This is a genomic window from Corynebacterium sp. (genome assembly GCF_052107835.1).
Classification (GTDB): domain Bacteria; phylum Actinomycetota; class Actinomycetes; order Mycobacteriales; family Mycobacteriaceae; genus Corynebacterium.
In genome coordinates this window covers 1-12,088 of sequence record NZ_JBQEDF010000074.1, presented here as the reverse complement: position 1 = coordinate 12,088, position 12,088 = coordinate 1, and the positions used below count along the sequence as shown (strand labels likewise).

Annotated in this window: 11 protein-coding genes; 1 reads left to right on the top strand and 10 read right to left on the bottom strand. The window is 66.6% G+C overall.

What is annotated here, in order from left to right; translation table 11 throughout:
* The 10 genes from ACTIL2_RS14180 to iolC form a co-directional block, all read right to left on the bottom strand.
* Nucleotides 1-260: Gfo/Idh/MocA family oxidoreductase (locus tag ACTIL2_RS14180; protein WP_442338121.1), on the bottom strand; the 260-nt coding region annotated here is incomplete at its 3' end.
* A 36-nt stretch (nt 261-296) separates the two neighbouring features.
* Nucleotides 297-1,673 (bottom strand): MFS transporter, encoded by a 1,377-nt coding sequence (locus ACTIL2_RS14175; RefSeq protein ID WP_442338120.1) that lies wholly within the window; start codon nt 1,671-1,673, stop codon nt 297-299.
* An 18-nt stretch (nt 1,674-1,691) separates the two neighbouring features.
* Nucleotides 1,692-2,564: a sugar phosphate isomerase/epimerase family protein gene (locus ACTIL2_RS14170; RefSeq protein WP_442338119.1), complete on the bottom strand. Its 873-nt coding sequence runs from the start codon at nt 2,562-2,564 to the stop codon at nt 1,692-1,694.
* A 75-nt stretch (nt 2,565-2,639) separates the two neighbouring features.
* A complete protein-coding gene (locus ACTIL2_RS14165) occupies nt 2,640-3,659 on the bottom strand; it encodes a Gfo/Idh/MocA family protein (protein ID WP_442338118.1) in 1,020 nt (339 codons plus the stop codon).
* Between the two features lie 34 nt (nt 3,660-3,693).
* Entirely contained in the window at nt 3,694-4,656 is a 963-nt protein-coding gene (locus ACTIL2_RS14160; RefSeq protein ID WP_442338117.1) for a sugar phosphate isomerase/epimerase family protein, read from the bottom strand.
* A 32-nt stretch (nt 4,657-4,688) separates the two neighbouring features.
* Complete coding sequence (gene iolD / locus ACTIL2_RS14155; protein WP_442338116.1) at nt 4,689-6,602, bottom strand: 3D-(3,5/4)-trihydroxycyclohexane-1,2-dione acylhydrolase (decyclizing); 1,914 nt, start codon at nt 6,600-6,602, stop codon at nt 4,689-4,691.
* Nucleotides 6,603-6,607: 5 nt separating this feature from the next.
* Nucleotides 6,608-7,537, bottom strand: a complete 930-nt coding sequence (gene iolB, locus ACTIL2_RS14150) for a 5-deoxy-glucuronate isomerase (protein ID WP_442338115.1) — start codon at nt 7,535-7,537, stop codon at nt 6,608-6,610.
* An 8-nt stretch (nt 7,538-7,545) separates the two neighbouring features.
* Nucleotides 7,546-9,054, bottom strand: coding sequence for a CoA-acylating methylmalonate-semialdehyde dehydrogenase (locus tag ACTIL2_RS14145; RefSeq protein WP_442338114.1), 1,509 nt, complete (start codon nt 9,052-9,054; stop codon nt 7,546-7,548).
* 28 nt (nt 9,055-9,082) lie between these two features.
* Nucleotides 9,083-9,985, bottom strand: a complete 903-nt coding sequence (locus ACTIL2_RS14140) for a class I fructose-bisphosphate aldolase (RefSeq protein WP_442338113.1) — start codon at nt 9,983-9,985, stop codon at nt 9,083-9,085.
* Nucleotides 9,982-10,980, bottom strand: coding sequence for a 5-dehydro-2-deoxygluconokinase (gene iolC, locus ACTIL2_RS14135; RefSeq protein ID WP_442338112.1), 999 nt, complete (start codon nt 10,978-10,980; stop codon nt 9,982-9,984). The genes ACTIL2_RS14140 and iolC overlap by 4 nt, the downstream gene beginning before the upstream one ends.
* A 235-nt stretch (nt 10,981-11,215) precedes the next feature.
* Here iolC and ACTIL2_RS14130 point away from each other — a divergent pair, with 235 nt between their 5' ends.
* A complete protein-coding gene (locus ACTIL2_RS14130) occupies nt 11,216-11,977 on the top strand; it encodes a GntR family transcriptional regulator (RefSeq protein WP_442338111.1) in 762 nt (253 codons plus the stop codon).
* The last annotated feature ends 111 nt before the right edge of the window (nt 11,978-12,088 follow it).

Below are 12,088 nucleotides of genomic sequence, written 5' to 3'. Positions count from 1 at the left end.
ACAAGGTCCCGGCGGGTATCCGGCGGGGTGGAGATGACCACGGCGTCCACACCCAGCTCGATGAGTTCGTCCAGTGATCCGACGATCGCGGCCCCGGGATGGTCCTCACGGACCGCCGACCGCGTGCCCTCCGAGCGGGCCACCACGCCGACGAGGTCACATGCCCCGGACGCCACGATGTAGGGCGAGTGGAAGAGCCTGCCGCCGACCCCGTAGCCGACGAGTCCGATGCGTACCGGGGATCCGGTGGGAACAGTCATGGTGGGTACCAACTTTCTGCGGGCCAGTGGGCCCGGTCATTGACGGGTGTGCGCCAGCGCCTTCGCGCCAGCATCCCTCCCCAGCGCAAGCGCGCCGGACAGCGGGAACAGGAACAATGCAGCGGCCAGGGCGAATGCCCACTGGTGGCCGACGAGGTGGATGAAGAGAACTGCGGCCGCGACCCCGAGGGACGTCGCCAGCTGGTGCAGGGTGGCGGACAGGACATTGGCGTTGGCTGTACCGTCCTCGGCGATATCGACGAACTGCAACGTGTTGTAGGCGCTGAACCCCACCGACCGCAGTATCCCGGAGACGATGAGCAGCGCCACGATGACCGCCGGAGGCGTATCCGCGGACAGGGCCACGGCAGCGAGGAGTACCAGCCCTCCAACCAGGTTGGAGAAGACGAGGACGTTCCGGAACCCCCACCGTCGGATGATGGGCGAGGTGAACGGTTTGACGGCCACGTTGCCGAGGAACAGTGCCACGACGGCCGCGCCGGCTGCGGTGGCCGACCACCCGAACCTGACCTGGAACAGCAGGGTGAAGAGGAACGGAGCCGCCGTGATGATGAGGCGGTAGACACTGCCGCTCAGATTGCCGACCCGGAACGTCGGCACCGACATCACATCCAGGGCGAACAACGGCGTCGCCACACGTTTCATGTGCCTCACCGCCATCCACCCCGTCACACCTCCGACCAGGACAAACACCGCAATACCCGCCGCCGGGACATGCCCCTGGCGTCCGCTGGTCAGCAGCTCGGCGGCGGCCGTCACGGCGACCATCGCCACCATCACGCCCAGGAAGCCCCCGGTGTCGAACCTCCCCGGTGGACGTTCGGTACCGCGTGGCAGCACAAGAAGACCGGCGATGAAGGCCAGCACGCCCAACGGTACGTTGACCAGGAAAATCCACCGCCAACCCACCGTGTCCGCCAGGACGCCGCCGAGCAACGGGGCAACCACCGGAGCAACCAGCGCAGGCCAGGTGAGGTACGCGATAGCGTCCAGCAGGTCCTCCGCATCCGTTCCCCGGACCACCGCCAGTCTGCCGGCGGGGACGATGAGCGACCCGGCGATCCCCTGGGCGACCCGGGCCGCGACCAGCACGGTCAGGTTCGGCGCGACCGCGCACACCCCGGAGGCCAGTGTGAACCCGGCGATGGACCAGAGCAGCGTCCTGCGGACCCCGTACCGGTCGGTGAGCCAACCCGCGGCCGGCATGCAGGCCGCGGCGGAGACGAGGTAGGCGACGAGAACCACGCTGACGTCCACGGTCCTGACCCCGAGGTCCGCGGCGATCGCCGGGATCGCCGTCACCAGGATGGTGCCGTCGAGGATCTCGAGGAACAGCATCCCCGCCGCGAGAAGTGCGACCGGGATGCTGAAACTGCGCTGCCGTGGAGTCACCGTCGGGTGTCCGTCCGGCTAGTCGCCGCTGACCAGATCACGGATGGTCGACAGCTGGTAGCGGGAGACATCCTCGTAGTTCTCGTTCTCCCCGAAGACATTGGAGACGAAGAGCGCGTCCTCGCGGTCCAGGTAGCCGGAGGCCCGGAGGACACCGAACAGCTCCTTCCAGTCCACGTCGCCGTCGCCGACCTTCTGGTGCTGGTGGACGCGGACCGGGTTGCCGGGCGGGTTGGTGATGTACCGCAGGCCGTGCGACCGGTGCTGGTCGAAGGTGTCGGAGACGTAGACGGCACCCAGCCGGTCGCCGAGCTCGGGGATCAGCGAGGTGGCGCGGTCGCCCATGTGGAAGGTGTGCGCCGCAACGTAGACGAAACCGACCTGCTCTGAGTTCAACCCACGGATGACCCGCCAGGCTTCCAGCCCGTCCTCCACGAAGTCGTCCGGGTGCGGGTCGATGTTCATCCGCACCCCCTCCCTCTCCAGGACGGGGAGGAGCTCCTCCATCGACCGGTAGAAGGCGTCCTCGGACTCCTCCGCACGCTCAGGGCGTCCGGAGAACTCGGTGTTCAGGGTGTCGACGCCGAGCTCCACCGCCAACTCGATGATCCGCCGCATATTGCGCACACCCGCCTGCCTGAGCTGCTCGTCCGGCCACGAAATCCGCTGGACCGGCAGCAGGGCCGGGATGATGACCCCCGCGTCCGACAGCCTCTTCTTCAGCGAGGCAACCAGGCCACGGTCGGCCTTCGGGTGCCGGAAGAACGGGCCGAAGTCGGGGTGCGGGGTCAGCTGCATGTACTCGTAGCCGAGACGTGCGGTGACGTCCGGGAACTCCAGCAGGTCATGGTAGGTGTGTAGCGGTGTGGGGTCCAGGGCGATGCGCACCATGGCGTCCTCCTTCGTGGGCTTTCTGTGACTTTCGCGGGAACACTGTTGTCAGGCGTGTGCCGTTGGGCGTGGGGCTCAGGCGTAGAACGCAGGACGCTCGGCACTGTCGACCGGAACGACCCCGCCGTCCAGTGCCTTGACCCCTGCCTCGCACGCCAGGGCAACCAGGTAGCCGTCCCAGGCGTTCGGCCCGTCCACCAGCTCACCGGTGGCGACCGCGTCCACCCAGCGCTGGACCTGACTGTCGTAGGCCCCGGCGAAACGGGTGGTGAAGTCGGCGTGCTCGGCGATCTCGAACCGGCCCTCACGGAACCGCTGCATGCCGGAGGGCTGGCCGATGCGCGCCAGCCCCTCCTCGAAGACGGCCTCGGTGGCGACCTGGTAGCCGAACTGGATGTTCACGTTCATCTCGACGTCCACGAGTACCCCGTTGGCGAGCTCCATGATCACCAGGATCGGCTCCCGCAGACCCTCGTGCGCCAGTGAACTGCAGCGTGGGTAGCGGACCTCGACGGACACGATGCGGGAGTCCGCCAACCACGGGATCACGTCGAACTCATGGACCACCGAGTCGGTGATGAGCATCTCACGGTGGTACGACTCGCCGGCTGAGGGGTTACGGTGCACTCCACGGAGCATCACCAGGTCACCGGATTCCCCGGAGGCGACGAGGTCACGCAGCGCGATGTACTCGGGATCGAAGCGCCTCATGAATCCGACCTGGATGTGGGGACGGTCGAGCTTCTGCTCAAGTTCCAGGATGCGGTGCGACGATTCCGGATCCGGGGTCAGGGGTTTCTCACACAGGATCGGCAGACCCGCCTCGAGCGCAGGGACCAGGACGGGCTCGTGGAACTTACCGGGGACCGCGACGACGACGGCATCAACGGCATCGGCGGCGATCGTCTCCTCGATGCTGGCGTACGCGGATGCCCCGGGGGCGTGGCGTGCCGCATCCTCCGCGCGGGTCCTGTCCGGTTCAACGACGGCGGAGACGTGAGCCCCACTGATGGTCGAGGTGATCCGTTTGATGTGGTCGGCACCCATGAGGCCGGCACCGACCACGCCGATGCGGAGACTGTTGTTCGTACTCATTGCCCTACTCTTTCGTGTTCGGATCCGCGTCGGATCAGTGCATGCGTGCAAGGTGGGTGCATCCGAGGATGTGTTCCCGGGTGCGGTGGGCGATCGGGTACGGGCGTTCGAGCTCGCACCCGTACATGTCCTGCTCGACGATGGCGAAGATCTCGGAGTCGATGCGGGCTGCGGCCTCGATGACGGGTGCGAGGTCCGGGATGCCGTTCGGCGGCTCGACCATGACTCCCTGCCCTGCCGCGTCTGCCCAGGGGACGTCGTTCTTCAGGACGTCGAAAAGCAGCTCGGGGTCCACCTGCTTGAGGTGAAGGTAACCGATGCGCTCCGGCCGCTCCTCGATGAGCTTGACGTTGTCGCCGCCGTAGTAGGCGAAGTGGCCGGTGTCCAGGCACAGGTTCGTGTACCGGGGGTCCGTCTCGTCGAGGAACCTCACCACCTCGCGGGTGGTTCCGATGTGACTGTCGGCGTGGGAGTGGAACTGCTGCCGGATGCCGAACTCCTCCAGCAGCGCCTTGCCGAGCCGGTCGTGTCCGGCGGCAAGTTTGGTCCACTGGTCATCGGTGAGGGTCCGCGACTCCAGCACCTCGGCATCGGCGTCGCTGCGCCACAGGTCGGGGATCACCACCAGGTGCTCCGCACCGAGGTCCGCCACCAGACCGGCGACATCGAGAGCCTGGTCCCAGGCCCGCTGCCACTGGTCGTCACCCTTGTGGAAGCCGGTGAATACGGTACCGCCGGCCAGCTTCAGGTCCCGTTTACCCAGTTCGTCCTCGAGCTGGTGCGGATCAGTGGGAAGGTAGCCGTACGGACCGAGTTCGACCCAGCTGTACCCGGCCTTGACGACCTCGTCGAGGAAACGGTCCCACGGGATCTGCTTCGGGTCGTCCGGGAACCACACGCCCCAGGAATCGGGTGCGGTGCCGATACGCAGGCCAGGGTTCTCCCCCGCCACCGAGGCGGCCGGGGTTCCGGCCGGGGCGGCCGACGATGTAGTCATGATGCTTCTCCTTGTTTCTCGCGTTGTCTGTCTCAGCCCAGCAGCGGGCGCTGGTTGGCCTGCTGCTGCTCGTAGTCCGTACGCGCCCGCTGTGTGCTGGCCAGCGTCGAGGTTTCGGGGACGGGGACGTCCCACCACCCCTCACCGTCCGGCGCGTAGATCAACGGATCGCTGTTGATGTGGATGAAGGTCGACCTGCTGGATTCCTTGGCCTGCGCGACAGCGGCCTTCAGGTCGTTGACCGCCCCTGAGCCGGGATCAACCTCGATGACATCCATGCCGTAACTGCGGGCGTTCATCGCCAGGTCGACCGGGAGCACCTGATCGCCCTGGAAGTTGCGTGCATCCTGGTCGTACTCCCGGTACCAGGTTCCGAAGCGTTCGGATCCGACGGTCTCGGACAGGTGACCGATCGAGGCGTAGCCGTGGTTCTGGATCAGGACGACGATGATCTTGAGGCCTTCGGCGACGGCGGTGACCAGCTCCGTGTTCAGCATCAGGTACGAACCGTCGCCGACCATGACCACGATGTCGCGGTCGTCGCCGTTGGCCAGCACACCACGTTTCGCACCCAGGCCGCCGGCGATCTCGTAGCCCATGCAGGAGAAGGCGTACTCCACGTGGTAACCCAGCGGGTCCCGTACCCGCCACAGACCCTGCAGGTCACCGGGCAGTGACCCCGCCGCCTGGACGATGACGTCCGACGGGTCGGTGGACGACTGCACCGCACCGATGATCTCGGGCTGGCCCGGGAGTTCACGGCCGGACGGCTCGAACGCGGCATCGACGGTGGCGTCCCAGGACGCCTTCTCGTCAACGATCCGCTGTGCGTAGTCAGCACCGACCCGCAGACCATCAAGTTCGGTGGCGAGCGACTCCAGTGCTTCCCTCGCATCGGCGATGACCGGCAACTGGGTGCCGTGCTTGTAGGCGTCGAAGGACGCGATGTTCACGTTGACGAACGTGACATCCGGGTTCTGGAAGGCGGTACGGGAGGCTGTCGTGAAGTCGCTGTACCGGGTTCCTATGCCGATGACCACGTCGGCCTCCCCGGCGATGCGGTTCGCCGCCCGGGTACCCGTGGAGCCGATACCGCCGAGATTCTGCGGATGGTCCCAGTCCAGGACCCCTCCACCGGCCTGTGAGGTACCGACCGGTATTCCGGTAGCCTCGACGACCTCCCGGAGCTGCTCTTCCGCGCCCGAGTAGAGGACGCCGCCACCGGCGACGATCAGCGGGTTCTTCGCCGAGCGGATCGCCTCCACGGCACGCGCGATTGCGGCGGGTTCCGGCGGGGGACGGCGGATGTGCCATTCCCGGTCGGCCAGGAACTCCACCGGCACCTCGATGGTCTCGGCCTGGACGTCCTCGGGCAGGGAGATCGTCACGGCCCCGGTCTCCGCCGGGTCAGTCAGCACCCGCATCGCGGCCAGCGCGATGGAGAACAGCTGCTCGGGACGCTGCACCCGGTCGAAGAACTTCGAGACGGGACGGAACGCGTCATTGACCGTCAGTCCGATGTCGTGGGGCTGCTCGAGCTGCTGGAGCACCGGGTCGGCGACCCGCGTGGCGAAGGTGTCGCTGGGGAGGAGCAGTGCCGGCATGCGGTTCGTGGTGGCCAGCGCCGCCCCCGTCAGCATGTTCGTGGCCCCCGGCCCCACCGACGCCGCTGAGGCGAAGGTGGCGCGCCGACGGTGCATGCGGGCGTAACCGACCGACTGGTGAACCATGGCCTGCTCGTTGCGGGCCTGGTGGTAGGGCATCAGGTCCGCCTGCTCCGCATTGAACTGCTTCAGCGCCTGCCCGATGCCGGCGACATTGCCGTGGCCGAAGATACCGAACACCCCCGGGATGGTGCGCTCCCGGATGTCACCGTCGACGGTCCACTGGTGGGCGAGGAACTCCACCAGCGCCTGGCTGACCGTCATCGTCCTTGTCTCAGACATCGGTCCTACCCCTTCTTCTCGTTCGTGTACGGCAACCGGTCATCGAATGCCTGGCCGTCCCATGTATCCCGGACCCAGCCGTGCGCGGGGTCGTCGTTGATCAGCCAGACCCGCTCGGGGTCCGGTCCCGCCATGACGTTGAGGTAGTAGAGGTCATACCCCGGTGCCGCCACAGCCGGGCCGTGGTAGCCGTAGGGGACCAGTGCAATATCGCCGGTGTGGACCATGGCGTTGATGTCGATGTCCCCGGCCGGTGACGAGTAGGTGCTGAACATCCCGAAAGCTCCCTCGGTGGCCTCGGGGTTGCCACCGACCCGGGAGGGAGCGCTCTCGAAGTAGTAGATCTCCTCGAGCTTCGACTCATGGCCTGGGACGTGCTCGTCATGCTTGTGCGGCGGGTAGGACGACCAGTTCTCACCGGGGGTAATGACCTCGCACACGATCAAGCGTGCCGCGTCCAGGGCTTCGGGGGTCCCGAAGTTGTGGACCTGGCGGCTCGACCGGCCGGCGCCGCGGAGTTCCACCGGGGTGCCCTCCGGCGCGATGTACTTCCATTCCCGGGATTCCGCGGTGGGGGCTTCGGCGACGGCGACCCGTCCCACACCATCCGCGCCGCCGGGTCCGCCGGTGATCTCCGCGGTCACACCGGTCGGCAGGTAGAGCACGTCGGTGGGACCGTCGAAGACCGACGGCCGTCCATGTAGGTGGGTCCGTTCACTGCCTCCGTGGTGACTCACGTCGAATGCTCCGGCGAGCGGGATGATGATCCGCTCCACCGTGGTCCCGTCGAGGTCCACGCTCTCACCCTCGGCCAGTTCGATGACCCGGATCCCGGTGTACTGCCAACCCGGGGTGTCTCCGTCGACAACGCTCTGCCATTTCTCCCTGGCGAGGCTGCCGCGGCGGTGGAACCAGCGCTCTGGTGCTGTCGTCATGTCTCCTCCTAGTCGTTCTGGGGGAAGCCCAGGTTGATGCCTCCATGGGCGGCGGGGTCCAGCCAACGGCTGGTCACCGCCTTCTCACGGGTGAAGAACTCGAAGCCCTGCACCCCGTACGCCTTCGCGTCGCCGAACAGCGATGCCTTCCAGCCACCGAAGGAGTGGTAGGCCACCGGCACCGGGATCGGGACGTTGATGCCGATCATGCCGACCTGGACCTCACTCTGGAACCTGCGTGCCGCACCACCGTCGTTGGTGAAGATGGCGGTGCCGTTGCCGAACTCGCCGGAGTTGATCAGGTCCAGTCCCTCGTCGTAGCTCGAGACCCGCAGGACGGTGAGCACCGGTCCGAAGATCTCCTCCTTGTAGGCGCGGGATGTCGCGGGCAGGTCGTCGATGAGGGTGGGACCGAAGAAGAAGCCGTCCTCGTGTCCGTCGACCGTGAACCCACGGCCGTCGACGACGATTCTGCCGCCGTCCTGCTCCGCGATATCAACGTACCCGGACACCTTGTCGCGGTGGATATCGGTGATCAGGGGGCCCATGTCGGGTTCGCCGGCGTCACCGCCGGCACCGTTTCCGATGCGGAGGTTGCTGATGCGTTCGCTGATCTTCCCGATCAGTTCGTCGGCGACGGGGTCGACCGCAAGGACCACGGAGACGGCCATGCACCGCTCCCCCGCCGCGCCGTAGCCGGCGTTGACCGCCTGGTCGGCGACGAGGTCGAGGTCCGCGTCGGGAAGGACGAGCATGTGGTTCTTCGCCCCGCCCAGGGCCTGGACACGCTTGCCGTTCTTCGCGGCGGTCTCGTAGATGTACTGCGCGATGGGGGTGGAGCCGACGAACGAGATCGAATCCACGTCGGGGCTGTTCAGGAGCCCGTCGACCGCGAGCTTGTCTCCCTGCAGGACGGTGAACACGCCGTCCGGCAGTCCCGCCTCCTTCCACAGCTCGGCCATCCACAGTGCCGCGGAGGGATCCTTCTCCGACGGCTTGAGGATGACTGCGTTGCCTGCGGCGATGGCGACCGGGAAGAACCACATCGGCACCATGGCGGGGAAGTTGAACGGGCTGATGATCCCGACGACCCCCAGCGGCTGCTTCAGCGAGTAGACGTCCACACCGGTGGAGACGTTCTCGTTGAAGCCGCCCTTGATCAGGTGCGGGAACCCGGTGGCCAGTTCAACGACCTCCTGTCCGCGGAGGATCTCACCCATCGCGTCGGAGAGCACCTTGCCGTGCTCGGCCGTGATGATCTCGGCGAGCTCACCCTTCCGGGAGTTCAACAGCTCCCGGAAGTTGAACATCACGGCCTGGCGCTTGGCGATGGACAGGTTCGCCCAGATGTCGCGGCCGCGTACGGCCGAGGCGATGGCCTCGTCGATCTCCGCCTGGTCGGCGAGCGCGACATTACCCGTCACCTCTCCGGTCGCCGGGTTGTACACCGGGGCGGTGCGTCCGCTGGTGGACTCGCGGACGGAGCCGTCGATCCAGTGGGAAATATTCGTGGTCATTCTTTCCTCGATTCTGTAGGTGGGGTGACTACTGCGTCGGGTGGACGAGCGATGCCGCGGTGTCGACGGCGCCTGCGACGTCCCCGTCCTGCGGGTAGAGAAGGGTGCGACCCACGGTCAGGCCGCGGACACCGGGTAACGACAGCGCGTTCTCCCAGGTGGCGAAGGTTTCGTCGGGGTCCGTTCCGGGGTCTCCCCCGAGCAGGAGCGTCGGCATGGTGGTTGCCTCCATGACCCGCTCCATGTCCGGGACCACGGGGAGTTTCATCCACGTTCTGGTGGAGTCGGCCCCCAGGCCGGAGGCGATGGCGACGGACAGTGCCACTGCCTCCGGTGACAGGTCGTTGCGCACGGCACCGTCCACCCAGGAACTCATGAAGGGTTCGAGCATGATCGGCAGCTCGTTCGCCGCGGCGTCGTTGACCGCCCGGGCGGTGGCCTGCAGGGTGGGGGATGTTCCCGGGTCGTCCAGGTTGATCCGCATGAGGGTCTTGGCGAAGTCGATGCCGGCGTCCGCCATCGCCTGGACGGTGTAGCTGGTGTAGCGGTCGTCCATCTCGAAGGACGCGCCGCGCAGTCCTCCGCGGTTCATCGAACCGACGACGATCTTGTCGTCCAGGAGTCCGAGGCCGGCGAGGTCGTCGATGATGTCCGGCGTGCCGAGCACACCGTCGACCCCGGGGCGGGAAAGCGCCAGTGCCATGCGCTCGAGGAGCTCGTAGCGGTTGGCCATGGCGTCCTGCTCGCTGCCGACGGACAGCGCACCGCGGGCCGGGTGGTCTGCGGCGACGATGAACAACCTGCCGTCGCCCCTGAGCAGTTCCCGGCGCCGACGGTTCCGGAGCCTGTCGACGATGGCCCCCGGGTCCTCCGCCCGGAGCCTGCGGAGAGCATCGAAGTTCAGCTCGGTGAGTGTCTTGGCCTTGGTCATGTCAGTCCTTCTGCTCGTGCCCGGTCGAGAAGGGCTTCGATCTCATCGGTGGTGGGCATCGCCGTCGAGCACTCCAACCTGGAGGCGGCGACAGCTCCGGCAACATTCGCGAAGCGGAGAACCCGTTCCAGGGGCCACTCAGACAGCAGGCCGTGGCACAGGGCACCGCCGAACGCGTCGCCCGCCCCGAGCCCGTTGACGACGTCCACCGGGAAGGTGGGCACCTCCACCGTCTCGTTGTCGGTCATGGCGAGCACTCCGCGGGGCCCCTGCTTGACGATCGCGAGCTCGACCCCGCGCTCCAGCAGCGCACGTCCCGCCCATTCCGGCTGGGTCTCCCCCACGGCGACCTCGCATTCCTCACGGTTGCCGACGGCCACGGTGCAGTGCTCCAGGCCCCACTCCGCTTCGCGGGTTGCCTCCTGGGGGTCCTTCCAGAACATCGGACGGTAATCCAGGTCGAAAATGGTGAACGCCTTTCCGGAAGAGCCCTGGCGGGCCTGGTACCCGTGGCGGGCCGCGAGTATCTCCCGCTGGGTCGACCTGCTCGGCTCCTCACTGAAGCCGGTGAGGGTGAACCAGAGGATCCGGGACGTCATCGCGTCATCGAGGTTCAGGTCCCCGGTCTCGATGTTGTGGTCCGGGGCCTTCGGTTCCCGGTAGAAGTACAGGGGGAAATCGTCCGGCGGGAAGATCTCGCAGAAGGTTACCGGGGTCTTGAGCGCCGGGTCGGTCGCCACATACCGGTTGTCCACGCCGAGCCTGGCGAGTTCAGCGGTGAGGTAGCGGCCGAAGGGGTCGTCGCCGACACGGGACAGCAGAGCGACGTTCCGCCCGTGGCGGGCAGAGGCGACCGCGACATTCGCGGCGCTCCCTCCGAGGTACTTTCCGAACGATTCGACGTCCTCGAGACCACATCCGCTCTGGAGCGGGTAGACGTCGACTCCGAGCCGACCGATCGACAGGACGTCGTGGGGGGTGACTGATGTTGTCATAGTGGTGTGTGCAACCCTTCACGCATGGGACAGAGTATGGCGACGATCACAATCGCATGTCCTGACAATAGCACATTTGGCCACGAACGCAACAGTCGACCTGATGACCTGTCTTCCGAACATTCCTGAGCCCGCGCTACTACCATGGGGTGTGACCATGGAAGCATTGCTGAGATCCCCCTGGGAATCCGATTGCCGTGAAGGCAGGTTCCCAGGCTGAAAAAGGAGACAACCCATGTCGGATGACGCACCAGTCTGGCCCGCCGAGCAGTTCTCCGACCTTGACCGGAACGGTCCGGTCCCCCTCTACTACCAGGTGGCGGAACGACTGGAACGAAGCATCCGCAACGGGACGATCCCCCCGGGCGCCCGGATCGAGAGCGAACTCGTCATCGCGGACAAACTGCGGCTGTCACGCCCGACAATTCGCCGCGCGATCCAGGAACTTGTGGACAAGGGCCTTCTCGTCCGCCGGAGGGGCATCGGCACACAGGTGGTCCAGAGTCATGTCACCCGACCGGTCGAACTCACGAGCCTCTTCAATGACCTACAGGAATCCCACCGCAACCCCTCCACACACGTCCTGGTATGTGAAAGCATCCCCGCCCCTGCCGAACTCGCGTCCCAGCTGGGGCAGGCGACCGGGGAACCCATGGCCCACCTCCGCCGCCTGCGGCTGATGGACGGCACCCCGATGGCAATCCTCGAGAACCATCTCCCCTCCGCGTACGCGGGCATCACCGAAGATGATCTGACCGGTGGTGGGCTCTACGACTACCTGCGCGGTTCCGGCGTGGTGTTCAAGGTGGCCAACCAGCGGATAGGGGCCCGGAGAGCCACCGCAGAAGAGGCTGGCCTGCTGAACATAGACGAAGGCAGCCCCTTGCTGACGGTCCAGCGCACTGCACTGGACAATTCCGGTGAGACCGTGGAAATCGGCCGCCACTGCTACCGGCCCGACCTCTACGACTTCGAGACGACTCTGGTAGCCCGCTGACCATGAATGAACCCCGGGACCGCCGGTGAAGGGGCCCCGGGGTTCTGTTGGGACTGTCTAGATTGCGGCGTTTGTGCCCCTCTTCCGGACATCGAACGCCGCACCCGATTC